Source organism: Streptomyces sp. SAS_281, assembly GCF_052542855.1.
Map to the genome: position 1 here is coordinate 1 of NZ_JBMNDO010000116.1, position 25,211 is coordinate 25,211.

Consider the following 25,211-nt stretch of genomic DNA (forward strand, 5'->3'; position numbering starts at 1 on the left):
CCGACGTCCCCCCTGCCCCACCTGCTAGGATTGTCGGGCCGTTCAGCGTGTACGAGGAGACCAGACATGGCAGGCGACGACGACATCTCCGGGTGATCCCGGAGCCCCGTAGCCGCAGCGGGCGCCCAGGGCGCCGCCGCAGTGGCCATGTCGTTGTTCCCTCAGGCCATTTCCCGGGGCCGTGGTGTCCGCCGTCCCCGGATTCACACGCGAGGTCCTCGTATGTCCGACGCATCCCTCATCTGCTCGAACCTCTCCTTCTCCTGGCCGGACGACACTCCGGTCTTCTCCGGCCTGTCCTTCAGCGTGGGCAGCGGCCGTACCGGTCTCGTCGCGCCCAACGGCTCCGGGAAGAGCACCCTGCTCAAACTGCTGGCCGGCGAGCTGCGCCCGAGCGCCGGTTCGGTCACCGTCGACGGCACGCTCGGCTACCTCCCGCAGAGCCTGCCCCTGACCGGTGACCTGTCGGTCTCCGAGGTCCTGGGCGTCGACGCGGTGATCCGCGCGCTGGACGCCGTGGAGTCCGGGGACGTGGACGAGAAGCACTTCGCGGTCATCGGCGACGACTGGGACATCGAGGAGCGCACCCGCGCCCAGCTCGACCGGCTCGGCCTGGACGGCATCGCCCTGGACCGCAGCATCGGCACGCTCAGCGGCGGCCAGGTCGTCTCGCTCGGACTCGCGGCGCAGCTGCTGAAGCGGCCGGACGTCCTGCTCCTCGACGAACCGACGAACAACCTCGATCTCGACGCCCGGCACCGCCTCTACGACACGCTGGAGTCGTGGAACGGCACGCTGATGCTCGTCAGTCACGACCGCGCGCTGCTGGACCGCATGGACCGCATCGCCGAACTCGGCACCTCGGAACTACGGCTGTACGGGGGCAACTTCACGGCGTACGAGGAAGCCGTGCGGGCCGAGCAGGAGGTGGCCGAGAAGAACGTCCGCAACGCGGAGCAGGAGCTGAAACGGGAGAAGCGCGAGATGCAGCAGGCCCGTGAGCGGGCCGAGCGGCGCGCGAGCAACGCGGCCCGCAACCTCAAGAACGCGGGCCTGCCCCGCATCTTCGCCGGGAACATGAAGCGCGGCGCCCAGGAGGCGGCCGGCAAGTCCGGCCAGACGCACGCCGCCCGGGTCGGTGAGGCGCAGGCCCGCCTGGACGAGGCGGGGCGTGCGGTACGCGACGAGCAGCGCATCACGCTCGACCTGCCGGACACCGATGTGCCCGCCGGCCGCACGGTGCTCCTGGCCGAGCAGTTGCGGGTGCGCCTCGGCGGCCGGGAGCAGTTCTCCGGCGACGGCGTCGACCTGACGATCCGGGGCCCCGAGCGCATCGCCCTGACCGGGCCCAACGGCGCCGGCAAGAGCACCCTGCTGCGACTGGTCAACGGCGACCTGGACCCGGACGGCGGGTCGATCAGGCGGGCCGACGGCCGCATCGCGTACCTCTCGCAACGGCTCGACCTGCTCGACCTCGGGCGCACGGTGGCCGAGAACTTCGCCGCGTACGCCCCGCACCGGGAGGAGGCCGAGCGGATGAACCTCCTCGCGCGCTTCCTCTTCCGCGGCGACCGCGCCCATCTGCCGGTCGGCGTGCTGTCGGGCGGCGAGCGGCTGCGGGCCACGCTTGCCTGCGTCCTGTGCGCGGAACCGGCCCCGCAGCTGCTCCTCCTGGACGAGCCGACGAACAACCTGGACCTGGTGAGCGCCGGCCAGCTGGAGAGCGCGCTCGCTTCGTACCGGGGCGCGTTCGTGGTGGTCAGCCACGACGAACGGTTCCTGGAACGGATCGGTGTGGGCCGGTGGTTGCGGCTGGCGGACGGGGAGCTGCGCGAGACGGGGGCACCGGAAGCATGAGCCGCGCCCTCCTCGCCCACGACCTGGTCCGCGTCCTCGGCACGAAGCGGGTCCTGGACGGGGTGTCACTCACCGCGTCGCCGGGCGACCGCATCGGCCTCATCGGTGAGAACGGTGTCGGCAAGTCGACACTCCTGCGGCTGCTCGCCGGCGTGGACGAGCCCGACGCCGGACAGGTCACCCGGCCCGCCGATGTGGGGTTCCTGCACCAGGAGATGCCGTTCGACGCGGACTCCACCGTCGCCGGTGTCCTGGACGACGCCCTGCGCGAGGCCCGGGCCGATCTCGCCGAGCTCGACCGGCTCTCCGGCCTGCTCTCCCGTACGCCGGAAGAGTCTCCGGAGCACGCTCAGCTCCTGGAGACTTACGGCGGACGACTCGAACAGGCCGAGGAGCGGGAGGTCTGGGACGCCGACCGGCGCGCGGCAGTCGTGCTCGGCGGGCTCGGGCTCGGCTCCCTGCCGCACGGCCGGACGATCCGCTCGCTCTCGGGCGGGCAGCGCGGCCGGCTGGCGCTCGCCGCGCTGTTGGTCCGCCGGCCGGCCGCCCTGCTCCTCGACGAGCCGACCAACCACCTGGACGACGAAGCCGCCGCGTTCGTGGAGGAGCAGCTGCGCGCGATGCCCGGGCCCGTGGTGATCGCCGGCCACGACCGGGCGTTCCTGGACGCCGTCTGCACGGACCTCGTCGACCTCGATCCGGCGGTCGACGGGCCCGTACGGTACGGCGGCGGGTACAGCGCTTACCTGGCCGAGAAGCGGGCGGAACGGGCCCGGTGGGAGCGCCGGTACGCGGAGGAGCAGGAGGAGATCGGGGAGCTGCGCCGGTCGGCCGCGGTGACCGCGCGCCAGGTCGCGCCCGACCGGGGGCCCCGCGACAGCGAGAAGATGGGGTACGGCGTGCGGGCCGGCCGGGTGCAGAGCCAGATCGCGCGCCGGGTGCGCAACGCCACCCGCCGCCTGGACGAGGCGGAGCGCCGCCAGGTCGCCGAGCCGCCCAGCCCGCTGCGGTTCCGGTACCCGGAGCGGGCCGAGGCGCCCGGGCCGGGCACGCTGGTGTCCCTGCGCGGGGTGCGGTTCCCCGGCCGGCTGGCCGTCGACGAGCTCGACATCGAGGCGTCCGACCGGCTGCTGGTGACGGGCGGCAACGGTACGGGGAAGTCGACGCTGATCGCGGTGCTCGCGGGCCGTCCGGTGGCGGTCGGCGAGGTGGTCCGGCGGCCGGACCTGTCCGTCGGGGTGCTGGCTCAGGACAGTGTGTTCGCCCGGCCGGACCGTACCGTCGCCGACACCTACGTACGGGTGCTGGGCGCCGAGCGCGCGGAACTGGTGCCGCTGCTCTCGCTCGGGCTGCTGCGCGAGGCGGACCTGGGCAAGCAGGTGCGGCAGTTGTCGGCGGGCCAGCGGCGCAGGCTCGCGCTCGCGCTGCTGATGGCCCGCCCGCCGGAGCTGCTGCTGCTGGACGAGCCGACCAACCACCTCTCCCCCGCGCTCTGCGACGAGCTGGAGGAGGCGTTGGGCCCGGGACCGGGCGCGGTCGTGGTCGCCAGCCACGACCGCTGGCTGCGGCGTCGCTGGCGGGGGCGCGAAGTGCGGCTCGGTGCTTAGGGGGTGTCCGGCCCCCCGCCCAGGACGCGGTCCGGGCGGATCGGCAGGTCCCGGTGGCGTACGCCCGTCGCGTGCCAGACCGCGTTGGCGATCGCGGCGGCGACGCCCACGATGCCGATCTCACCGATGCCCTTGATGCCGACGGGGTCGCCGGGCACCGGGTCGTCCACCCAGTCCGCCTCGATGAGCGGCACATCGGCGTGGGAGGCGACGTGGTATCCGGCGAGGTCGGCGTTGACGTGCCCGCCGGTCGCCGCGTCGCGGACCGCTTCCTCGTGGAGCGCCATGGAGAGGCCCCAGGTCATGCCGCCGATGAGCTGACTGCGCGCGGTGAGGGGGTTGACGATGGTGCCCGCCGCGAAGATGCCCAGCAGGCGGCGGGCACGTACCTCGCCGGTGGTGACATCGACGGCGACCTCGGCGAACTGGGCGCCGAACGAGTGCCGTTCCCGCTGCGGCAGGGCGGCGATGGCATCGGCGGTGTCCGCGCGGGCGGTGATCCCCTCGGCCGGGACACCGCCGCCCAGTGCCAGCCGTTCACGGAGGTCGGCCGCCGCGAGGCGCACCGCCCAGCCCCAGGAGCGGGTGCCGGTGGAACCGCCCGCGATCATCGCGTGGCCCAGGTCGCTGTCGCCGATGCGCACCTGGACGAGGTCCGGGTCCGCCCGGAGCGCCTCCGCGGCGACGAGCGTCATGGCGGTGCGGGCTCCGGTGCCGATGTCCGCCGCGTTGACCCGTACGGTGAAGGTGCCGTCGGCCTCGGCGGTGACGGCGGCGGTGGAGCGGCCGACGCCCGAGGGGTAGGAGGCGGCGGCCGTCCCGGTCCCGATCAGCCAGCGGCCTTCGCGGCGCAGGCCGGGGCGCGGATCGCGGTCCGCCCAGCCGAAGCGGCGGGCGCCCTCCTCGAAGCAGGCGAGCAGGTTGCGGCTGCTGAACGGCAGGCCCGAGACCGGCCCGGTGGCGGGTTCGTTGCGGGCCCGCAGCACGATGGGGTCCACGCCGCACTTCTCGGCGAGTTCATCGAGGGCCGATTCGATGGCGAAGGACCCGGGTGCCTCGCCGGGGGCGCGCATCCAGGTCGGCGTCGGCACGTCGAGCCGTACGATCCGGTGCCGGGTGCGGTGCGCGTCGGCGTCGTAGAGGACGCGGCCGAGCACGGCGCTCGTCTCGATGAACTCGTGCACGCCGGAGGTGAGGTTCAGCGCCTCGTGGTCGAAGGCGCACAGCCGGCCTTCGGCATCCGCCGCCACCCTGACGCGCTGGGCGGTCGGGCTGCGGTAGCCGACGAGCGAGAACATCTGACGGCGCGTCATGACGACGCGTACGGGCCGGTGAAGCGCTGTCGTCGCCATGACCGCGGCGACCTGATGGGCACTCAGCCCCTTCGAGCCGAAGGCGCCGCCGATGTGTTCGGATCGCACCCGCACCGAGGCGGGGTCCAGGGAGAACAGCTGGGCGAGTTCTCCGGCCACCCAGGAGCTGCCCTGGTTGGAGTCGGTGACGTCGAGCCGGCCGTCGTTCCAGCAAGCCGTCGCGGCGTGCGGCTCCATCGTGCAGTGGTGTTCCTCCGGCGTCGTGTACTCCGCGTCCACGACGAAGGCGGCCCCGTCGATCCGCGCCTGTACGTCCCCCTTGTCCGTGTCGGCCCGCACCATCGGGGAGTCCTCGGGCCGGTAGGCATCGTCGCGGCCGGAGCGGAACGCCACGTCGTGCGGTTCCTCCTCGTAGCCGACGACCAGCGCTTCCGCGGCCTCCCTGGCCTGTTCGGGGGTCTCGGCCACCACGAGGGCCACCGGCCAGCCCACGAACGGCACCCGGTCGTGCTGGAAGAGTCCGACGACCGGGTTGGGCCGGCCGAGCATGCCCACGTAGTCGGCGTCGACGCGCGGGGCGTTGCCGTGGTGGAGCACGGTGAGCACGCCCGGCATGGCGAGCACGGGTTCGTCCGACACGTCGGTGATGCGGCCCCGGGCGATCGTGGAGAGGACCAGCCAGCCGTGGGCGAGCCGGGCGAAGGGGATCTCGCCGGCGTAGCGGGCGGCGCCGGTGACCTTGTCGCGGCCCTCCACCCGGGCGCGGCCCGAGCCCACGGTCCCGGAGGCGGTGGTGGTGCCGGTCGTGGTGGTCATCGGGCGGCCTCCTCGGCAAGTCGGGTGAGCTCGGCGACGACGAGGTTGCGCATCAGCGTCACCTTGTAGCCGTTCCCGGGCAGGGGCCGGGCGGCTGTCAGTTCGGCGTCTGCCGCCGCGGCGAACGCGGTCCCGTCGGCCGGGCCGCCGGTCAGGGCCCGTTCGGCGGTACGGGCCCGCCACGGCCGGGAGGCGACGGCCCCGAAGGCGAGGCGGACGTCGCGCACGACTCCGTCGCGTACATCGAGGGCTGCGGCGACCGAGCCGATCGCGAAGGCGTACGAGGCACGCTCGCGCACCTTGCGGTAGCGGGAGTGGGCGGCGGCCGGGACGGGCGGCAGGGTGACGCCGGTGATCACCGCGCCGGCGGGCAGCGCGGTCTCGATGTGGGGGGTGTCGCCCACGGGCAGGTAGAACGCCTCGATCGGCAACTCGCCGGGCCCGTCGGCCGTTTCGTACGAGACGGCCGCGTCGAACGCCGCGAGCGCGACCGCCATGTCGGAGGGGTGCGTGGCCACACAGTGCTCCGACGCACCGAGGACGGCGTGGTTGCGGTGGTCTCCCGCGAGGGCGGGGCAACCGGTGCCGGGGGCCCGCTTGTTGCAGGGTTTGGCGAGGTCGGCGAAGTAGCCGCAACGGGTGCGCTGGAGGAGGTTGCCGCCGACGGTGGCCATGTTGCGCAGCTGCCCGGACGCTCCGGCGAGCAGCGCCTGGGCGAGGGCCGGGTAGTGGCGGCGTACGTCGGGGTGGGCCGCCAGGTCGCTGTTGGTGACGGTGGCGCCGATGCGCAGGCCGCCCGCGGAGCTGAACCGGACCTCGTCCAGGGGGAGTTCCCGTACGTCGATGAGGAGGCTGGGGCGCTCCACGCCCGCCTTCATCAGGTCGATCAGATTGGTGCCGCCGCCGAGGAGCCGGGCGCCCGGGTCGGTGCCGAGAAGGGCCACCGCTCCGGCGACGTCGTGGACGCGTTCGTAACCGAACTCCTTCATACCCCGAGCTCCTCGGACCGGTCGGTGGTGTGCTCGGCGGCGCGGGCGACCGCCTGGACGATCTGTGTGTACGCCCCGCAGCGGCAGAGGTTGCCGCTCATGCGCTCACGGATCTCGTCGGGGGTGAGCGCAGGCACCCCTGCCTCGGGCCGTACGTCCTCGGTCGCGGCACTGGGCCACCCGGCGGCGTGCTCCTCGATGACCGCGAGGGCGGAGCAGATCTGGCCCGGGGTGCAGTAGCCGCACTGGTATCCGTCGAGGTCCAGGAACGCCTGCTGCACGGGGTGCAGTCGGTCGCCGTCCGCGACGCCCTCGATGGTGGTGATCTCGCGTCCCTCGGCCGCCACCGCGAGCTGGAGGCAGGCCACGGCCCTGCGGCCGTCGAGCAGCACCGTGCAGGCGCCGCACTGGCCCTGGTCGCAGCCCTTCTTGGTACCGGTGAGGTCGAGGCGTTCGCGTAGCGCGTCGAGCAGGGTGGTGCGGTGGTCGACAGTCAGCGTGTATTTTTCGCCGTTGACGCGCAGGGTGACGGCGCTGGACGTCGATGGGGCCATGATCAGCCTTCTTTCGCATGTGCTGGACCGCTCCGCACGAGACGGTGTGCGGCCGGTGCGTGAGGCGGCGAGCGCGGCGTGCGGGTGGGGGGCCGACGGAAGCCGGTCGGTCAAGTGGCCTGATCCGGCGCTGCGATGGAGACAAGCGGACAGCTGTCCGCTTGGTTGTCGAACCTAACGGACGGCTGTCCGGCGAGCAAGGCCGTCCCCGGCCGCGGCTCGGGAGGGGGGAAGGGTGCGGGACCCGAGGAGCACGTCCACGCGGCCGGACGCGCAGCGCAACCGCGAACGCATCCTGGCCGTCGCGCTCGCCGAGCTGACCCGGGCCGCGGACACCCCGGTGAGCGTGATCGCCCGGAAGGCCGGCGTGGGCCAGGGCACGTTCTACCGCAACTTCCCGCACCGCGAGGCCCTGGTCCTTGAGGTCTACCGGTACGAGATGCGGCAGGTCGCCGACGCGGCGGCCCAGCTCCTCGCCGACCGCCCGGCCGACCGCGCCCTGCGTGAGTGGCTGGACCGCCTCGCCCGGTACGCCATGGCGAAGGCGGGCCTGGCGGACGCCCTGCGCGCCACGACCAGCGGGCACGGCAGCCTGGCGCAGGTCGGCCACGGCCCGGTGACCGAGGCCATCACGCTCCTGCTGGCGGCGAACGAGGCGGCGGGCACCATCCGCCCCGGGGTGACCCCGGACGACTTCCTCCTCGCCATAGCGGGCCTGTGGCAGCTGGACCCGCACAGCGACTGGCAGCCCCGCGCCGCCCGCCTGTTCGACCTGGTCACGGACGGGCTGCGGGCGGGGGCGGCCGGGACCTCCGACTAGCCGATGTCGACCACGCGCGCCCACGCGGGCGGCGTGTCCGGTACGTGGTCGGGGTCGTTCTCGTGCCAGGAGTCCCGGTCCGGCCGGTCGAACAGGCCCACCACCGTCCGGCACGACGGCTGGGCCGAGGGCCAGGGGGTCTGGCCGTCGGTCAGGGCCACGACGACATCGGGCGGGTGGGGCATACGCAGGGCCCTGTCGAAGCCCGTGCGCAGGTCCGTACCGCCGCCGCCCACCAGCGTCATGCCCTCCGCCCGGCACAACGGGTGCACGACCCGGGCGGCCGCGTCGCAGGACAGCACGGTGACCAGGTCCCGGCGGCCGCCCACGGCACGGGTGATCGCGGACACCTCCAGCAGCGCGCTGCCCAGCTCCGCGTCACTGACCGACGCCGAGGTGTCGATGACCACGGACACGCGCGGTGGTCTGCGCCGGAGGCTCGGCAGGATGACCCCGGGCAGCCCGGCCGAGCGTCGCGAGGGACGCCCGTACGAGTAGTCGTCACCCGCGCCGGCGCCGGAAACGGCTGACCGGACGGCGGCCCCCAGCAGGTCGCGCCAAGCCTGGGGCGGGTGGAACGCCTCCTCCGCCCACCGTTTCCACGCCTTCGGCGCGTGGCCCGGGCGGCCGGTGATGCCCTGGGCCACCCGGAAGCGCACCGCGTCGCGCTCCTGCTCGCTGAGCCCGTGCGCGCCGTCGGGTCCGATGTCCCACTCCCGGTCGAGCCCGTCGGAGCCGCTGCCGCAGTCCAGCCAGGCGAGGTCCTGCGTACGGGGCCCGAGCCGGAACAGACGCAGGTACTCCTCCATCAGCTTTCCCTCGGGGAGCCCCAGCGTCGCGGGGCGCACCGCTCCCTCGGGGGCGGCCAGCCCGTCCCCGTACACGTCGTCGTTGATCTCGCAGTCGGCCGCGATGTTCATCCGCAGGCGTTCCGCCGCACCGGTCAGGCCGTGTCTGCGCGCGAACCGGTCCCCGCGTCCGTGGTGGTCGCGCAGCAGGTGCGACACCTCGTGCACCCATACCCCGGCGAGTTCCTCCACGGGTGTGCGGTCCACGAACCACGGCGACACGTAGCACCGCCAGTGACGGTCGACGGCCATCGTCGGGACGCGCGGAGACTCGACGGCATGGAGGGCGAACAGCGCCGTCGCCAGGAACGGGCGGGCCCTCACGGCCTGCAGCCGGGCGGCGAAGAGCTTGTCGCGGTCCAGCCCGCCCCCGGTCACCGGCCGCCCTTCGTCGCCACGGCGGCGCGGGCCGCCGCGTCCTCGGCGCGCCGCGACACCGACACGACCCCGGCCAGCGCCTCGATCGACGCGGGTACGTCCCACTCCTCCCGCCTGAGCGTGGCGAGGGTGGTCGCGGGGACGACGACCAGGTCCGGCGCACCCGTCTCCACGGCGCGCACCAGGAGGGCCCAGGCGGCGTCCCAGCGCGACCGGTCGAGGCGGTTGCGCACCGCCGCGACCACCCCGTCGAGCACCGCCTGCCGCAGGTCCCCCCGCTCGGGCAGGACGGCGGCGGCCGGGTCGGCCAGGAGCGTTTCGGGGTCCGGGAGGTCCATCCGGTCGATGGACGCCAGCAGTTCGAGTCCCGGCCCGTCGCCCACCGTGCCCCGGACGAGCAGGGAGAGCACATCGCGGGAAACACCGGCCGCGGTGGCGAAGGCGGTCAGGGTGAGGGTCATCTCCCAGCTCCGGGGCGACGGCCAGGGGCCGCCCCTGCGGGTCTCGCCGCTGGGCAGCCGGTGCACGAGCGCGGGACGGGCCGCGAGGAGCCCGCACACCGCGCGCCGGGCGAAGCCGACCGCCTCGTGGAGGAGTTCGGGCCGGAGCCTGGGCAGGGTGGCCCGGGGCCAGATGCCGCCGAGACCGCGTACGACGACGTCCTGGTCGTGGGCCCACTGGAGGTGGACGAACCGGTTGGCCAGCGGTGGGCTCAGCTCCCAGCCGTCGGCCGCCGAGGAACGCGGATTGGCGGCGGCCACGATGCGTACGCCGGGCGGCAGTTGGAGCGCGCCGACGCGCCGTTCGAGTACGAGACGGAGGAGGGCGGCCTGCACGGCGGGGGGAGCCGTGGACAGTTCGTCCAGGAAGAGCAGTCCGCGCCCGGCCCGGACCAGGCGTACGGCCCAGTCCGGCGGCGCCATGGGAACGCCCTGTTCCGCCGGATCGTCGCCGACGACGGGCAGCCCGGAGAAGTCGGACGGCTCGTGCACGCTGGCGATGACCGTGGTGAGGGGGAGCCCGAGGTCGTCGGCGAGCTGGGTCAGGGCGGCGGTCTTGCCGATACCCGGCTCGCCCCACAGCAGCACGGGCAGGTCGGCGGCGACGGCCAGGGTCAGCGCCTCCAGCTGGGTGTCGGGGCGCGTTTCGGTCGTCGTGTCGCGCAACAGGGTTGTCAGCGCGCCGGCGATGTCGAGCTGGGTGGCCGCGGGCGGGGCGGAAGGGGTGCTTACGGGCATGTGTCATCACCTTGTGAGTCGTGGTGGGTGCAGGGGACACCGGCCTTCGGACCGGTTGGCGAGGGGTGCGGGCGCACCCGTCAGCGCGCCCCCGCCCGGCGCGGGCGCGTTCGGCGTGCGGGGGCGGGCGGGGGGCCGGGTTCGATCAGGTCGGCCCGGTACAGCCCGTAGGTGATCCGGCGGAGCGCCGCCGTCTCCAGCTCGTCGCGCAGCGGGCCGTCGTGGAGCTGTGCGCCGGCGCCCAGGAGACCTTCCACGACGGCGAGGGCGCCGGCGATGTCGCCGTGGTCGAGCCGTTCCCGCACCCCGGTCAGGCACTCCGGGCGGCGGTGGGCGTCGTCGATCGCGCGGAGGCACGGCAACGGGGTCCCGGTCAGGGCGACCAGCAGCTCTTCGCGCCGGATCTCGGCCGGGTCGTGGTCAAGGGCGGACAGCACCCCGTCGACCAGGCCGATGCGGTGGCGGGCGCCCCGGCAGTCCACGGTGCGCGGGTGCCCGGCGCCTGCCGGCTCCGGTGGCGGACCGGCCGGTGTGTGCCCGGGGACCAGCGCGTCCGCGACGAGCGGGTGCAGCCGGCCGGCCTCGATCGCGCCGGACCGCAGGAGTTCGAGGTCGGGCAGCGCCCAGGTCGCCGCGTCGGGCAGCACCAGCGGAGTGCGGGCGGCGGCCGCCCGGCCGTCCGCGAGCCTCACGCGGCCGTCCCCCTCCAGAAGCAGCCGGTGCCGACCGCCCAGCCGTACGGTGACGGGGCCCGAGGCGCACCCCTCGGCGTCGAGCAGCAGCGCGGCCTCGGCCGCCCAGCGGCCGACGGCACAACGCCGCCCCGGTGGCAGCAGGCCGAGGAGGTCCGGTGCCGGGTCCGTACCGCCTCCCGCTCCCCCGCGTACCCCCAGCTCGGCGGCGCGGCGCGCGTCCCACAGGTGGCGGTGCAGGTCGAGCCGGAACCGCCGGCTGGGGTGGGGATGCGGGTGCAGGCGTACGGTGCCGGGGCCGGTGCCGTCCCACAGGCCGAGGCTGATCCGCTGGCCGGCGTCCGCCCAGGCGGGCGCTGTTCTGGCCACCAGGTGCACGGCGGCCGGCGCCCGAGCGGTACCGGCGCGCGGCTCGGCGTCGTACCGCGCGAGCGCGAGCGTCAGCCCGGGGCGCAGCAGCCCGCGCGGGGCGATCCTCGGCATGTGCCAGCGCAGCAGGTCCGGTGCCAGGTGGCGCAGGTCGGCGCGTACGCGGGCGGCGAGTTCCCGCCCGTACGTGCGGGCCAGGGCCCGTGGGGCGAAGTCGACGTCGACGCCGGCGGCGGCGCAGGCACCGGCCCAGTCGCCGGTACGACGCCGGGCGGTGGCGGTTTCGATCATGGAGGGCGGCACGGCGAACTCGCGCACGCGCAGCCAGAAGGACAGGAAGGGATCCTCGTCGGGCCGGTGAGTGGTCATCAGCACTCACCTTGCGCGGACGGGGCCCCCAATCTACGGAGAGAGTGAGTCGTCATCGCGGCACAGCGTAGCGTGCGGTCGCCCGCCGCGCAGCCCCTATTCGGTCAGGCCGGCCGCCAGCGCGGCTCCCAGTTCCCAGCACGCCTCGGTGTCCGCCCTGGCCGGCTCGCCCGTCACCTTCACGGCGTCCGCCGCCCGGCGCCAGCCGAGTCCGGTGGTGATCGTCTCGATGCCGCGCACGGCTCCGGTGACGTCGTTGCCGCCGTGCACGTAGTAGCCGAAGGGGCGGCCCCGCGTCGTGTCGAGGCACGGGTAGTAGATCTGGTCGAAGAAGTGCTTGAGCGCCCCGGACATGTAGCCGAGGTTCGCCGGGGTGCCGAGGAGCAGCCCGTCCGCTTCGAGTACGTCGGAGGCCGTCGCGGCGAGCGCGGCGCGCCGTACGACGCGTACACCCTCGATCTCGTCCGTCGTCGCGCCGGAGACGACGGCCTCGAAGAGGGCCTGGCAGTTCGGCGAGGGGGTGTGATGCACGATCAGGAGAGTGGGCACAGCACCGAACCCTGCCGTCCCCCTCCCTCCGTGGCAAGCCGGGCCCGCGTGGCGCGCCGCGCTGTCAGGAGCGGTGGCCGAAGAACTCGACCTCGGCGACCGCCACCCGGCGGCCCTTTCCGGTGCCGTACGCGGTGTCGACCGTGAGCCGGATGCGAACGGTCTGCGAGCCCCGTAGGTCGAACGTCTGCTGACCGGCCCGGTCGGTGAGCCGGATCGTCTTCGTGCTCCTGGTGCCGTCCTGCGCGGTCAGTTCGGCGACGAGCCCGGCCGGCCGGGCCTGCGTCAGATACTCGTCGGCATGCGTCGAGGTGCCGGAGAACACCACCATCTTCCGCAGCCGGACCGGTGAGTCGAACGTGCACTCAAGGAACTCCCCCGCCCCGCCGCCGGTGGCCCTGGGCGCCCAGTACCGGTTGTTGAAGCCGTCCACGGCGGCGCCCGCGGCATGCCCCGGAGCCGCGCTCGACGCGCGGCACGCGGAGGGCGGCATCGACTCCGGCGCGCCGGTCTCCTCCTTGGCGAGGCCCAGCAGCCCGGACAGGTGCGGCAGCGCGAACCACACCCCGGCCAGGACGAGGAGCAGCGCGAGGGGGACCCCCAGCCGTGGCCCCCGCCGACGGCGCCGCGGGCGCGCCCCGGCCTGGTGGCCCCGCGCCGGGCCCCTGCGGATGAGGCGGCGCCACCACGGCGGGCGGGCGGCGGGCGCGGGACCGGGGTCGAGGAGCAGGGCGCACCGGACGCACAGGGTGCGGTCGGGCGCGTTCTCGGTACCGCAGCCGGGGCACCGCACCGGCGCGTCAGCCCTGGCCGGTGCGGTGGGCGGTGGTTCGGGCGACGACGCGTCGGGTGTCCAGGCCGCGGGGCCGGGAGGGGTGTCCGGCCGGTCCCCGGGGCGCCGGGGGGCGGCCGGGGCAGGCTGTGCGGGGGCGGGGGGCGTACGGGGCGACGGGTCCTGGGCGCGGAGCGCGGGGGTCGGCGGGCGTTGCGGCGGGATGGCGGGAAGGGGGTTAACCGCGTGGGGCGGGTGCGGTGGGGCGGGGGACGACGGGCGGGGCGGGTCCGGGCGCACGGGGGCGGGCGGGGCGGGGGCCGGGGGGACCGCGTGCCGTCCCGGTCCGGGAGCGACGGGTGGCGGGGCGGGCGCCGTCGGGGCCGGTTCCGGCGGGCCGGGCTGCGCGGGCGCGCGAGGCGCAGGAGGTCCCGGTGCGGCCTCGTCGCCCTCCTCCCACGCCAGAAACGCCTCGCACGACACGCAGAATTCGCGGCCCGGTTCATTCCTCGTCCCGCACGTCTCGCAGATCACCGCACAGCACCCCCCGCGCCCTCGTCCGAGGGCAGGATCTCCAGCGTGAAGCCCACGTGGGCCGGCACCTCCGTGCCGATGAGTTCCTCCAGCCGGGCCCGGTCGACGGGCCGGCCGCGCCCCTCCCGGAGCCGGATCGTCACCCAGGGGCGCGCCGCGCCGGGAAGCGTGGCGCCGGACCCGGTGGACCAGACGGTGCCACCGCTCTCCGTGATCTCCGGGTCCACGCCGGTCGCCAGGCGTACCGCCTCGGCGAGGCCGCCCGCCGTCCCGCGCCGGGCGTGCCGGGCCACCGCGCCGCGTACCGTCTCACGGCGCCGTTCGACCGGGCCGTCCTCGGGGGGCTCCGCCGCCACCCACTGCGCCAGCCAGGCCAGGAAGTCGTCGGGGGCGCTGCGTGGGTCCAGGTGGGCGGGGATGTTGTCGATGGCGAGGAGGACCGGGGCGAGGACGTCGTCCAGCGCGGCGAGAAAGCGTCGGACGAAGTCCTGTTCCAGGTAGACGGCGGGGAGCTGGTCGATGAGGGGGTGCGGGGTGGGGAGCCCGGGGACGCCGGTGCGCATGGGGTCAGGCTCCTCTCACGCGGAGCTGGTGTTCGTAGCTGAAGACCAGCGCGTGCCGGTCGAGCGGGATCTTGGTGGTGGCGTCGGTGCGCTCACCGGTCACCGGGTCGGCGCGGTAGAGGCGTACGTCCTCCACCAGGTCCACGCCCGGCACCCGCTGGAGCACGGCGAACGCCTCGCCGGACTGGACCGGGCGCCCGAAGGGCCAGCCCTGCCCGTGGGGACCGCCGGTCAGGGGGTTGAAGTACCCGTACAGCGCGGCCAGTGCCGCATCGCGCACGCGGTCGCGGTCAGCGCCCGGCTCGGCCTGGACCGAGGCGACGACGGTGACGCCCTGGTAGAAGGGCGGTTCGACGGCGAGGCGGGCGCCGATCGGGCGGCGCTCGTCCAGGTGCCCGGCGATGAGGCGCAGGGTCCGGGCCGGCGGGACCAGCTCGTCGAACTCGATCCGGCCCTGGTCGTCGCTGCGCCCGGCCGGTACGACGAGGAGCCGTACGCCCTGGGCGGTGGCGTCGCTCTCGTCGCCGTCGGCCCCGGCCCGGATGCAGTGGACCCGGGCGGCGTCCGGGGCGACCTCGCGGGCCAGGAGTTCGTAGTCGTGCGGGACGACGGCCCGGTGCAGGGTGCGCAGGGTCATGGGGCCGCGCACCCGGGCGCTGTCGACGCTCTCGCCGTCGACCCCGCCGAGCGCGGGTCTGCGGTTCTCGACACGGGCCACGTACGGGATCGCGCTGCGCAGGATCTTCAGGGTCGCGCGGGCGACGTTGCCCCGCAGCCCGCCTCCGGTGCGGTACGAACGCACCCGGACCGTGGCGCCCTTCGCGGGGACGGCGCCGTAGTAGCGGATGGAGCCGTCCCGTTCGCGTACGGCGGGGCCGAACTCGACGCGGCCGGAGTTCGGGTCGAGGGTGATGTGCCGGTCCTCGGGGCCGGAGTGCGCGAAGTCGTCGACCCTGGTCCAGCGGGTGTACTCCGGCTCGGGGCCGCTCGCCGGGTCCGCGACCTCGACCACGAAATCCCCCGGCACGACGGGCGAGCGGGCCAGGGTGAACGCCTGGCCCGGTACGCCCTCCGCAGCGCCGAGCACCTCGTCGGTGATGGTCTCGGCGTGCTCGGCGGCGACGGTGGCTCCGATGGTGAAGGCGGTGACGGACCGGACCACGGGCGGCGCCAGGTAGGTCGGGCGGCCGGGCTCGGCCTCGATCAGGCGGCAGCGCAGCCAGCCGCCGGTGCGCCTGACGACGGCGGCCGGGGTGTGGGTCCTCGGCAGGTGCAGGATGAGTTCGCCGGACCGGTTGAAGCCGCCGGTGTCGTCCTTCTCGACCTCGCAGGCCGCCCAGCCGGCCCCGTCCCACGCCTCCCAGACCAGCGGCGGGCGCAGCGGGTCCACGCCGACGCCCTCGACGCGGCAGTCGAGCCGCAGGACGACCACACCGGCCGGAACGGCGGCCGAGAGGCCCACGTAGAGGCAGTCACCGGGGGCGGGCGTTGCGCCGAAGCACGCCACGTCACGCCCGATGGCGAGCTGTTCGGTGCGGTCGACCACCTCCTCGGCGGCCGGCCAGGTCGCGAGGTGGGCGAACGAGCAGGGCACGACAATCAGTTCGGACGAGGTCGTGAAGACGACCGCCTCCTCCGTCTCCGTGCGGACGGTCGCCACCTCGGTCCCGGCACGCACCACGACGGGGTCGGGGCGGGGTGCGGACAGCCGGAAGGTCACATCGGTGCGCGCGGCCGTCGGCGGGTGCAGCCGTACGCCTATCAGGTCGAGGAAGGTGAGATAGCTCTTCTCCGGTACCCGGTTCACCCGGTAGACGAGCTGGTCGACCATCGTCGCGAACGCCTCGATGAGCGTGACGCCCGGGTCCGACACGTTGTGGTCGGTCCACTCCGGGCAGCGCTGCTGGACCAGGCGCTTGGCCTCGTCCACCAGGCCCTGGAAGCGGCGGTCGTCCAGATGGGGACTGGGCAGCGTCACGCGCCGGCCTCCTCGTCGTCGGGGTTCGTCTCCGGTCCGTGCGGGGGGATCACGTAGAACGGGAAGACGAGGTTGCGCGGGTCGTTGGAGCCGCGCACCGTGTAGCCGATGTCGATGTAGAGCACCCCGCTGTCCGCCGCGTCGAACCGGACGGTGACGTCGGCGACCTCGATGCGCGGTTCCCAGCGTTCCAGCGCGAGGCGCACCTCGTACGCGAGCTGCCCGGCCGTTCCGGCGTCGGCGGGGGCGAACACGTAGTCGTTGACGGCGCAGCCGAACTCGGGCCGCATCGGCCGCTCGCCGGGCGAGGTCGCGAGGATCAGCCGGATCGACTCCTCCAGTTCGCGTTCGCCGCGTACGAGGGCGATGGACCCGGTGGCGTCCGTACGCGGCGGGAAGGCCCAGCCGGCCCCGATGAACTGCTCTCCCATGTCCGTTCAGCCTCCGATCAGCACCGTGGCGCAGCCCGAGAGGATCGGCGCCCCGCAGCCGCTCAGGTCACCGACGCGGGCGGCCGGCCTGCCGCCGATGAACACGCTCCGGCTGCCCGGGGGCGCGAGCGGGGTCGGCGGGTGTCCGAGCGGCGACGCGCACTGGTGGATGGTGCCGACCGTGGCCGCGGGTCTGCCGCCGATCAGCACCGAGACCACCCCGGGCGGCCCGACCGTGCCGGGGTGACCCGTGGGGTCGCCGACCCGGGCGGCTGCTGCTGACGGCATGCGGGGCGCTCCTGTTCGATGCGGATGTGGTGGTACGTCAGTTGAGCTGGATCATGGGCGCGTTGACGGACAGGGAACCGCCGCTCTTCAGGTCCGTGCGCCGGCTGCCGTCAACCGTGACCTGGCCGCCACGCACCTCCACCGCGCCGTCCGTGGACAGGGCGACCTTGCCGTTGCCGCCGTCCAGGGCGACCCCGCTGCGGGAGGTGAGGGTGACGCTCTCGCCGGTGAGCGTCAGCTCGCCGCGCCCGGCGTCCAGGGAGACGCCCTTGGCTGCCGTGACGGAGACCTGTTCCTTGGCCTCGATGGTGACGCTGCCGTCGCTGTTGATGACGACGGCGGTGCCCCGCCGGTCCAGGTCGATGGTGAGCTTCCCGTCGCCGGTGCGCAGCCGTACGCCCTGCGGGCCGTTCGCCGCGTCCAGCAGTTCGAGCTGGTTGCCGCTCTTGGACGCGAACGCGCGGCGGTTGACGGCGCCGGTGGTGGGGTCGACCAGGTCGCCGCCGCCGGAGGCGTCCGGGGTGCTCGCGTCGCCCCCTCCCCCACCGGGCCGGTCCTTGCCGTTGTAGAGCCCCGCCAGCACGTACGGCCGGTCCAGGTGCCCCTGCTCGAAGCCGACCAGCACCTCGTCGCCGACCTCGGGGATGAACGCCTCGCCGCCCCCCGTACCGCCGGACTGCGCGGTGCGCGCCCAGTCGCTCGCGTACTCGTCGGACAGCCAGGGGAAGCGCACCTTCACGCGGCCCGAGCCCTCCGGGTCCTGGGTGTCCGTGACCGTCCCGCTGACCAGCCCGGACCAGCGCGGACCGCTCCCGGACGCGCCGGAGGCGGCCGTGAGCCCGAGCAGCGAGCGCTCCTGCTGACCGGACACGGTGATCCAGGTCTCGTAGCCGCGTACGGCGTCGAAGACATGGCGCGAGGAGGTGACCGTGTAGCGGCCCTCGAAAGGCGCGCCGACCGCGTTGAGGGCGACCGCGCTGCCCGCCGTGACCTCGGGGTTGCCCCGGATCACCGCTTCCAGTTCCGCGAACGAGCCGGCGATGCGCTCGGCCAGCGCCTTCGCCGCCTGGTCCACCTGTGCCTGGGTGCCGTACGCGGCGTCGGTGACGACGAACCGGGCCTCGCCGAAGGGGGCCGCGACCTCGGCCGCCGTGACGCCGAGGTCCAGCGTGGCCGACTTCCCGGCGGGCGACCGGCCGACCAGCGGTTCCTTGGCGCCGATGTCCCAGCCGCGCACCTCGACCTCGGAGACCTGTTCGGCGGCCGAGACACCGGCGCGGCAGCGCAGCAGGTTGCTGCCGAGTTCGAGGACGAGCGGGTCCCGGTCGGCGCGCGCGGAGCTGTCCGGCGCCCCGCTCGCCTCGGCGGGCCGGGTGATGTGCAGCTGCCCGTCGCGTACGTACGCCTGGGCGCCGGCCTCCTCGGCGAGTCCGCGCACGAACTCCCAGTCGGTGACGTTGGGCTGGGCGAGGTGCTCGATGACCGGGCCCGCGATGTCCACGGTGCCGGGTTTGAGTCCGGCGCGCTGCGCGACCTGGCCGCAGATGTCGGACAGGGTCATGTTCTGGTAGCTCGCGACGCGCCGGCCCCGCAGCAGCCGGTGCGACTCGTCCAGGCCCCGGACCACGGTGAAGGTGCCGGTCTCGTCCAGCTCGACCTCCAGGGCGGTGACCGCGCCTTCGAGGAGTGGTTTCGGGGCTGTTCCCCCGCCGGCCCGGGCGAGGAGCCGGGCCTCGCTGCCGATCTTCAGGCCGGTCTGTCCGAGCAGGACGCGGTCCGGGTCGCGGAACCGGAGCAGGAAGAGGTCGGGAAGCGTGCGGCTGTCGTCCACGTATCCCTCGACCAGCGTGTTGAGGAACTTCGCGGGCAGCGGGCGGCCGTCGAACTCCACCACCAGCGCACTGGCGACCCCGGGTCGCGTCATCGCCCCACCCCCCGGCCGCCGTTGTCGTCCAGCCGGCTCAACTCGTCCAGCGCGGGCAGCAGCAGCTGCGTGCCGGGGGCCAGCCTGATCGGGTCGTCGATGCCGTTGGCCTCGGCGATGACCCGCCAGGCGCCCGCGTCGCCGTACTCCCGGTGGGCCAGCGACGGCAGCGAGTCCCCCGACGCGACGCGGTGCACCCGCCGGGCCGCCAGCGCCCCGGACGTGGGGTTCTGGCCGGGTGTCTCCCCGCTGATCTCCTCCATCGTCACCTGGCACACGGCCCGGATCGGCACGCCCGACGTGGTGAACAGGGTGTACTTGGCGGCGACTTGGCTCACGTATCCGGGGAAGCCGGTCAGGCCGCCCCAGTGGAACACCACCCAGGGCGGCGAGGAACGCTGCTGCTGCCTGGTCTCGTTCGTCGGCACGCAGCACGCGAACAGCTGCTCCACCGCCGTCACGACCCGGGTGTCCTGGGTGTCGCCCGCGTCGAAGAACATCTCGACGGTCAGCTTGCTGGGCTGCGAGCCCTGGTACTCCGGCGGACCCGAGCTCTTGGCGCCCTTGGCCGGGGTGCGCTTCCAGGAGGCCGCCTTCGTCAGGCTCAGCTCCTTCGGGTTGAACTGGAAGTCGATCCGCCCGCAGGGGCCGCCGGGGGTCAGCCCGCCCCCGGTGGGCGGGGTGCGCAGCTCCAGGTAGGCGTGCTCCAGCTTGGGCCTGGCCGAGCCGCCCTTCGCGGCGGACGCCACCCCGGACGTCCCGGCCGCGCTGAACGCGATGGGTCCCGAGCTCACGCCGCTCAGCCCTCCATCACATAGCCGTGGTGGGCGATCTCGATCGTCTCCATCGCGACCTTGGGCGACTCCGGAGTGAACGAGGGCCCGGTCCACCGCACCGGAACGACTTCGAGGAGCCCCCACTGGGCGACCTTGCGGCCGTCACCGGTCCGCGCCTCGATGTGCGCGGTCTTGCGGCTGAACCCGGTCGTCATCGTGGCGAACCAGCGCGCCACCTTCTCCGTCTCTCTGGTGAGCGGCCGCGACAGTTTCACGTTGGAGTACTTCAGCCGGGTCGGCAACTGCCACACGTGCCCGTTGTTGCCGCCCTCCTCGCGGGTCTCCAGGACCACTTCGCAGCCCAGCCCGTCGCAGGTGTTGAACGACCCGAGCTCGATGTCGTCGATCGTCACGACGAAGCAGACGCTGACTGCGGGGTCGTCCGGGGCGGGGGCGGTGGCCATGGCGCGTGCCTCTCGGTCAGTGACGGGTGTTGATGAGGGAGCCGGAACGTTCGCGTTCGAGCCTCAGGTCGGCCTTCAGCAGTCTGCTGAGGGGCGCGTAGAGCGCCCGGACCAGTTCGTCGGTGACGGGTGGCGTCTGCGGTGTCCCGTCCGGGCTCACGGACGGACTGGTCGTCGCCGCCGGTTGCTCCGCGGCCGGCGGCTCGGGGTCGGGCGCCGGCTCCGGACCGGGTTCCGGGAGGGGCGGTGGCGGGGGTTCCTCGGCGGTATCCGAGTCCCGCTGGACGACCGGCCGCGAGGTGCCGTCGCGGGGCGCGGACGGGAAGACGACACTCCCGTCCGCCATCCGCTGCGCCACCCCCGCCGCCACGGCGAAGGCCCCGGCGTTCTGCACGGAGGCGGGGACGCGCGGCCCCCGGCCGTCCGACGGCTGCGGCCGGGCGGGCGGCGGGGCCGACTGCCGCTGCACGGGGGTCATCGCACGCTGCAACGGTGCCGCCGGGGTGCCCGGCGCGGGCCCCTCGTCGGGGCCGGTCCAGCGGACGGCCACGGCGGGTGACGGGCTCGGGGGTGCGGGGGCGAACGGCGACGGCCTAGGGGGTGCGGGGGCCAACGGTGACGGGCTCGGGGGTGCCGGGGCGAACGGCGACGGCCTCGGACCGCTGCCGTCGGACCCCGGCCTCTCCGGCTCGCGCTGGACAGTCGCCTCGCCGCCGGCCGGGACGCCCCCGGGCGCGGAGGCGGCACGGAGGGGCAGCGGCCGGTCGCCGAGCAACGGTGCGGTGAGGCGGACCGGGTCCGACGGGGGTACGGGTGCGGTGGCGGCACGCTGCACGGGGGCGACGGACTCGCGGGCGCTTTCCGGGCCACCCGGCGCCTGCCCGGTGGCCATCGGCGGAACGGGAACTTCGGTGGCAGTCTCTGTCAGAGGGGCGTCCCCCAGCAGCGGGGCCACGGTCTCCGGCTCGGGGGCGGTGACCAGCGGGTCTCGTGCCTCGGGCTCCGCCCCGGCCTCCGTCGCCCGGGGAGCACGCTGCACCTGCGGCGCCGGTGACTCCTCCGGCTCGGCCGCCCGTCGCTGGGCGGTCGGTGGCAGACCCGGCAGCGGCGCGCCGAGACCACCCACGCGCCGGAGCGGGGGCGGCACCGGCGATGCGCCGTCGGCGGTGCGCTGGACCGGCGTGGTGCCGGGGCGGTTGCCCGGCACAGGCCCGGGGGCGTCCGGCTCGGGGGCGGGGCCGACCGCATCCGTGTGCTCGTCCGTACGCACGAGGGGTTGCTCGCCGACCAGCCGGCGTACCGGAAGGCCGGCCGATACGGCGGCGCGGCCGGCCGACGTCAGGCTCGGCAGGCTTTCCCCGTACGCCCGCTGTACGGCCGCCGTCCGCGTCCCGCGCCGCGCGGGCATCGGCATCTCGACGGCCCGCTGGACCGGTGGGGGCGGGGTCCCCGGGGCGGCGTCGACCACACCGCGTACCAGGCCGGCGGGGGCCTCGGGGCTCACCAGGTGACCCAACGGCGTTCCCAGAGCCGTACTCCGGCGTGTCGCCAATCCGGCCTCGAAGCCGGGCGGGTTGATCAGCAGGTCCTGGCCCGTGACGGACCGCTGCACAGGTTCCAGCCGGTCCACGTCGACCCGGTCGGCCCGGTCCGGCCCCGACAGGCCGGGCGGCCGCGGGGGCGGGGCGCCGGTGGAACGGCCGCCGCGCAGCCAGGACATCAGCCCCATGGTTCCTCGTCCTCCTCCGTGCTCCTGGCTACTGCCCGTTGAGGCGGGCGACCTGTGCGACGAACTTCAGGCGTTCCGGGTGTTCCAGGTCCAGCAGGTCGTCCAGCGGCCAGTGGAAGTGGTAGGCGAGGTACGCGACCTCCTCGTAGAGCAGGTCGGCCGCGTACGTCACGATTCCCCCAGGCGACCGCCGGCGAGATCCACCGCGAACTCCTCGTCGCAGGACGGACAGGTGACGGCCGCGCGGGTGTGCCCCTCGGCGTTGATCCGGCGGTAGAAGTCCTGGAGGAAAGCCAGGTCCGACGCGAACAGGTCCTCGATGACGCCCGGGTGGATGTCCTCGACCGTCCCGATGCGGGTCACCACCCGGGAGATCAGCACGACCGAGAGGTACGCGGAGTTCTCCCGGACCCGGTCGTCGCGCAGGGGGACCAGCTCGTCCCGTGCGGTCGCCAGCCGCATCACTCCGCTGCGGTGAACGGTGCCCGACTCGTCCACGTATCCGCGCGGCAGCTCGAAGGTGAACTCGGTCCGCAACGGGTCGGACCGGCCGGCACCCGTGTCCCGTTCCGGTGGCGCCTGGAACTGGACCGTACGCCGCATCAGTCGAGCTCCATGCTCTCGTACGTGATCGCCAGCTTCTCCGTGAGCACCGAGGTGTCACCGGCCTTGAGCGTGCCGATCTCCAGCGACTTGGGCCAGGCGTTGATGAGCTTGTACCGCTTGATGGGCAGGCCCTCGTAGTCGTACACGATGACCGCACCGTTGCGGCGGGCGCTCGTCATGCGGCCGAAGCGGGAGTCCTTGATCCAGCGTTCGAAGCTGTTGTCCTCGGTCAGACCGCGTGTGACGGTGACCTCACCGGCCTTGGGGCGGCCGGGCAGCTTCTTGATGGCGTACTTGCCGTCGGCGGTGTTCTGCTTCAGCTCGATGACGTCCTGCTCCATCTTCAGACCGCTGACCTCGGTGATCTGCTTGATGACGACGCTGTCGAATTCGAGACCGAAGGAGTGCCCGACGGAACTGTCGAGATCGGGAAGTGGCACCACAGGCTCCTTACGCCAGGTTCGGGGACGGGCCGGTCACTGCAGGGCGGCGCGCACCGCTCACTCGTCCACGCCTCCGGTTCCGCCGGTCAGCTGGGAGAGCCGGAACACGACGAACTCGGCCGGTTTGACGGGCGCGACGCCGATCTCGCACACGACCTGCCCCGCGTCGACGCTCTCGGGCGGGTTGGTCTCCCGGTCGCACTTCACGTAGAACGCCTCGTCCGGGGTGAGACCGAACAGCGAGCCCTTGCGCCACTCGTTCACCAGGAACGCGGAGACGGTGCGCCGGATGCGGGCCCACAGCGCGTCGTCGTTCGGCTCGAAGACGACCCACTGGGTGCCGGCGAGGATCGACTCCTCCAGGTAGTTGAAGAGCCGCCGCACGTTGAGGTAGCGCCATGCGGGGTCGGAGGCGAGGGTGCGGGCGCCCCAGACCCGTATGCCGCGTCCGGGGAAGGCGCGGATGCAGTTGAGCCCGATCGGGTTGAGCAGGTCGTGCTCGCCCTTGGTCAGCTGTGTCTGCAACGCCACGGCCCCGCGCACGACTTCGTTGGCCGGTGCCTTGTGCACGCCGCGCGAGTCGTCGTTGCGGGCCCAGATCCCGGCGACGTGGCCGCTCGGCGGTACGAGGGTGGCTCGTCCGGAGGCCGGGTCGGCGACGCTGATCCAGGGGTAGTAGAGCGTGGCGTACTTGGAGTCGAAGTTCGCCCGGTCGGTACGCCAGGCCCGGACCTGATGCGGTGCCAGGCCAGGCGGCGGGTCCAGGACGGCGATCCGGTCGCCCATCAACTCACAGTGTCCGATGAGGGCTTGCTGCACCGCGATGACCGCTTCCAAATCGATCAGCCCGCGTTCGTACGCGCCCATGAGGTCCGGGACGGCGATCATGGTGACGTCGTCCACCGCTTCGAGGCCGCCCAGGCCCGTGCGGCGGTCGGCGTCGCCGACGTACACCTCGGGGGCGAGCGCCCCGGCGCTTCCGGCCGGCGGGGCGGCAGGGGCGAGGGTCACCGACTGAGGCTCGGGGCGGGCGGGGGCGGCGCCGCGCCCCGACTCCCGTACCTCGATCAGCTCCGACTTGGCGTTGACCCGGGTGGCGACGTTCTCCTTGCTCCGCTTGGTCGTCACGGACGGATACGTCTCGGCGACCTGGCCGTCGCGCTTCACGATGAGCTGGAACACGTCGGACGGCGGGTCCTCGCCCTCGGCCTCCACGACCTCCACGCTGATCTCGCCGGCCACGCCCGGCCTCGGCTTGACGGCGTACGGCCCGACCTGGACCTCGGACCCGGCCGCGAGTTCGCCCTCCGCTCCCCCGGCCACGGTGTCCGAGCCGTCGCCGATACGGACGACGTAACAGATGCCGCCGCCGTTTGCGAAGAAGCCGTAAACACTGGAGGCGAGGTACGTGCCGTCCACGAAGTCGCCGAAGGTGCTGACGAACTGGCTCCAGTTCGTGATCAGCGTGGGCTCGTCGAACGGGCCGCGCTGGGCGAACCCGACGAAGGCGGCGACCGACGTCCCCACCCCTTCGATCGGCCGGGAACCCGACTCGACCTCTTCGACGTAGACGCCCGGGGACAGGTACGACGGCATAGGGGGCCTCTCCTTGACGTGCTCCTCGACGTGCTTCCCACCCCGTCGCGTGACCGCTGCCCGACCGGGGAACACCGGCGATTCTCGCCACTTCGGCGATCACCGGGAACGGATAGTCGGCCGCCCTGCCGTGCATGGGGGGCTGCCCGATGAGGCAAGGAGGCGGCGCCGGGCGCACCGCACGGGCCTGCCCCTCCCCCGTCCCGCCGGTCCTCCCTCCGCTCCGGGGAGGCCCGGAAGCCTGGCTGACCACCGTGTGCGGGCAGCTGTACTGGCGGGAGGTGGCGTATGAAGGCGGGTCCCGAGAAACCGCCCTCCGCCCCCGCCGCCGGGTCCCGTGACGGCTTCCCTCGTACGGAAGCGGCTTCCGCGCCCACGCCCGCCCCTGCCCCTGCCCCGGACCGCCGCAGTCTCCAGCGGCTGCAACGGGCGGCCGGCAACGCGGCCGTCTCCCGCCTCGTCGCCCAGCGCTACACCGCCCCTGTCAAGCCGTCGCCTGCGCAGGCTCCGGGTTTCCGGGGTGTCAGGGCGGACATCGCGGCGAAGAAGCAGCGGCTGGCTCAGCACCGGCCGGCCGTGACGGAGTCGAAGGCGTCGCAGGATGCCGCTGTCGCGCCTCCGGACGACAAGGAGGCGCAGGGCAAGGCGGCCAACGCGGAGAAGATGAACGCCGCGAAGCCGGGCGAGTTCGACAAGAAGGCGTTCATC

General features: G+C 74.0%; 23 protein-coding genes and 1 pseudogene. 4 read left to right on the forward strand and 20 right to left on the reverse strand.

All coding sequences use genetic code 11. The features are described from left to right. Positions 1-222: 222 nt before the first annotated feature. Both abc-f and ACN6LM_RS31010 read left to right on the forward strand, forming a co-directional pair. Positions 223-1,857: a ribosomal protection-like ABC-F family protein gene (abc-f, locus tag ACN6LM_RS31005; protein ID WP_445068741.1), complete on the forward strand. Its 1,635-nt coding sequence runs from the start codon at positions 223-225 to the stop codon at positions 1,855-1,857. Then, positions 1,854-3,464: an ABC-F family ATP-binding cassette domain-containing protein gene (locus ACN6LM_RS31010; RefSeq protein ID WP_445068742.1), complete on the forward strand. Its 1,611-nt coding sequence runs from the start codon at positions 1,854-1,856 to the stop codon at positions 3,462-3,464. Before abc-f ends, ACN6LM_RS31010 begins: the two co-directional genes overlap by 4 nt. Here the strand turns inward: ACN6LM_RS31010 and ACN6LM_RS31015 are convergent. Genes ACN6LM_RS31015 through ACN6LM_RS31025 form a run of 3 tightly spaced genes read right to left on the reverse strand, consistent with a single transcriptional unit; the run spans position 3,461 to position 7,136 of the window. Next, positions 3,461-5,593: a xanthine dehydrogenase family protein molybdopterin-binding subunit gene (locus ACN6LM_RS31015; protein ID WP_445068743.1), complete on the reverse strand. Its 2,133-nt coding sequence runs from the start codon at positions 5,591-5,593 to the stop codon at positions 3,461-3,463. The two genes, ACN6LM_RS31010 and ACN6LM_RS31015, sit on opposite strands and share 4 nt — an antisense overlap. Further along, positions 5,590-6,582: an FAD binding domain-containing protein gene (locus tag ACN6LM_RS31020; RefSeq protein WP_445068744.1), complete on the reverse strand. Its 993-nt coding sequence runs from the start codon at positions 6,580-6,582 to the stop codon at positions 5,590-5,592. Before ACN6LM_RS31020 ends, ACN6LM_RS31015 begins: the two co-directional genes overlap by 4 nt. Next, positions 6,579-7,136 carry a (2Fe-2S)-binding protein gene (locus tag ACN6LM_RS31025; RefSeq protein WP_445068745.1) on the reverse strand — a complete coding sequence of 186 codons (558 nt, stop codon included), beginning with the start codon at positions 7,134-7,136 and terminating at the stop codon, positions 6,579-6,581. Before ACN6LM_RS31025 ends, ACN6LM_RS31020 begins: the two co-directional genes overlap by 4 nt. A 235-nt stretch (positions 7,137-7,371) precedes the next feature. Here ACN6LM_RS31025 and ACN6LM_RS31030 point away from each other — a divergent pair, with 235 nt between their 5' ends. After that, a complete protein-coding gene (locus tag ACN6LM_RS31030) occupies positions 7,372-7,956 on the forward strand; it encodes a TetR/AcrR family transcriptional regulator (protein ID WP_445068746.1) in 585 nt (194 codons plus the stop codon). Here ACN6LM_RS31030 and ACN6LM_RS31035 read toward each other — a convergent pair. From ACN6LM_RS31035 to ACN6LM_RS31115, 17 genes are all read right to left on the reverse strand, one after another. Then, positions 7,953-9,182: a vWA domain-containing protein gene (locus tag ACN6LM_RS31035; protein WP_445068747.1), complete on the reverse strand. Its 1,230-nt coding sequence runs from the start codon at positions 9,180-9,182 to the stop codon at positions 7,953-7,955. The two genes, ACN6LM_RS31030 and ACN6LM_RS31035, sit on opposite strands and share 4 nt — an antisense overlap. Continuing rightward, on the reverse strand, positions 9,179-10,420 hold the full coding sequence (locus tag ACN6LM_RS31040; RefSeq protein WP_445068748.1) for an AAA family ATPase: 1,242 nt from the start codon (positions 10,418-10,420) through the stop codon (positions 9,179-9,181). The genes ACN6LM_RS31035 and ACN6LM_RS31040 overlap by 4 nt, the downstream gene beginning before the upstream one ends. 80 nt (positions 10,421-10,500) lie before the next feature. After that, positions 10,501-11,850: a hypothetical protein gene (locus ACN6LM_RS31045; protein WP_445068749.1), complete on the reverse strand. Its 1,350-nt coding sequence runs from the start codon at positions 11,848-11,850 to the stop codon at positions 10,501-10,503. A 96-nt stretch (positions 11,851-11,946) separates the two neighbouring features. Then, positions 11,947-12,399 (reverse strand): flavodoxin family protein, encoded by a 453-nt coding sequence (locus tag ACN6LM_RS31050; RefSeq protein ID WP_445068750.1) that lies wholly within the window; start codon positions 12,397-12,399, stop codon positions 11,947-11,949. Positions 12,400-12,463: 64 nt separating this feature from the next. Continuing rightward, on the reverse strand, positions 12,464-13,192 hold the full coding sequence (locus tag ACN6LM_RS31055; protein WP_445068751.1) for an NADase-type glycan-binding domain-containing protein: 729 nt from the start codon (positions 13,190-13,192) through the stop codon (positions 12,464-12,466). A gap of 509 nt (positions 13,193-13,701) precedes the next feature. Beyond that, entirely contained in the window at positions 13,702-14,268 is a 567-nt protein-coding gene (locus ACN6LM_RS31060; protein ID WP_445068752.1) for a phage tail protein, read from the reverse strand. A 4-nt stretch (positions 14,269-14,272) separates the two neighbouring features. Then, positions 14,273-16,246: a putative baseplate assembly protein gene (locus ACN6LM_RS31065; protein ID WP_445068753.1), complete on the reverse strand. Its 1,974-nt coding sequence runs from the start codon at positions 16,244-16,246 to the stop codon at positions 14,273-14,275. Further along, entirely contained in the window at positions 16,243-16,677 is a 435-nt protein-coding gene (locus ACN6LM_RS31070; protein ID WP_164404606.1) for a GPW/gp25 family protein, read from the reverse strand. The genes ACN6LM_RS31065 and ACN6LM_RS31070 overlap by 4 nt, the downstream gene beginning before the upstream one ends. A 6-nt stretch (positions 16,678-16,683) precedes the next feature. Continuing rightward, positions 16,684-16,965 (reverse strand): PAAR domain-containing protein, encoded by a 282-nt coding sequence (locus ACN6LM_RS31075; protein WP_445068754.1) that lies wholly within the window; start codon positions 16,963-16,965, stop codon positions 16,684-16,686. A gap of 37 nt (positions 16,966-17,002) precedes the next feature. Next, positions 17,003-18,889 carry a VgrG-related protein gene (locus ACN6LM_RS31080; protein WP_445068755.1) on the reverse strand — a complete coding sequence of 629 codons (1,887 nt, stop codon included), beginning with the start codon at positions 18,887-18,889 and terminating at the stop codon, positions 17,003-17,005. After that, positions 18,886-19,683 carry a CIS tube protein gene (locus tag ACN6LM_RS31085; RefSeq protein WP_445068756.1) on the reverse strand — a complete coding sequence of 266 codons (798 nt, stop codon included), beginning with the start codon at positions 19,681-19,683 and terminating at the stop codon, positions 18,886-18,888. Before ACN6LM_RS31085 ends, ACN6LM_RS31080 begins: the two co-directional genes overlap by 4 nt. Positions 19,684-19,688: 5 nt before the next feature. Then, complete coding sequence (locus ACN6LM_RS31090) at positions 19,689-20,129, reverse strand: phage tail protein (protein WP_143616874.1); 441 nt, start codon at positions 20,127-20,129, stop codon at positions 19,689-19,691. A 16-nt stretch (positions 20,130-20,145) separates the two neighbouring features. Next, positions 20,146-21,858 carry a hypothetical protein gene (locus ACN6LM_RS31095; protein WP_445068757.1) on the reverse strand — a complete coding sequence of 571 codons (1,713 nt, stop codon included), beginning with the start codon at positions 21,856-21,858 and terminating at the stop codon, positions 20,146-20,148. 28 nt (positions 21,859-21,886) lie between these two features. Next, the gene (locus tag ACN6LM_RS31100) at positions 21,887-22,030 is read right to left on the reverse strand and encodes a DUF6760 family protein (protein ID WP_018099790.1); all 144 of its coding nucleotides are present in this window, start codon (positions 22,028-22,030) and stop codon (positions 21,887-21,889) included. Next, positions 22,027-22,461 carry a hypothetical protein gene (locus tag ACN6LM_RS31105; RefSeq protein WP_445068758.1) on the reverse strand — a complete coding sequence of 145 codons (435 nt, stop codon included), beginning with the start codon at positions 22,459-22,461 and terminating at the stop codon, positions 22,027-22,029. Before ACN6LM_RS31105 ends, ACN6LM_RS31100 begins: the two co-directional genes overlap by 4 nt. Next, positions 22,461-22,904 carry a phage tail protein gene (locus ACN6LM_RS31110; RefSeq protein WP_143616868.1) on the reverse strand — a complete coding sequence of 148 codons (444 nt, stop codon included), beginning with the start codon at positions 22,902-22,904 and terminating at the stop codon, positions 22,461-22,463. Before ACN6LM_RS31110 ends, ACN6LM_RS31105 begins: the two co-directional genes overlap by 1 nt. 60 nt (positions 22,905-22,964) lie before the next feature. Further along, positions 22,965-24,503: a phage tail sheath family protein gene (locus ACN6LM_RS31115; RefSeq protein ID WP_445068759.1), complete on the reverse strand. Its 1,539-nt coding sequence runs from the start codon at positions 24,501-24,503 to the stop codon at positions 22,965-22,967. Between the two features lie 288 nt (positions 24,504-24,791). Here ACN6LM_RS31115 and ACN6LM_RS31120 point away from each other — a divergent pair. Continuing rightward, positions 24,792-25,211: pseudogene (locus ACN6LM_RS31120) on the forward strand (hypothetical protein); the annotation flags it as partial.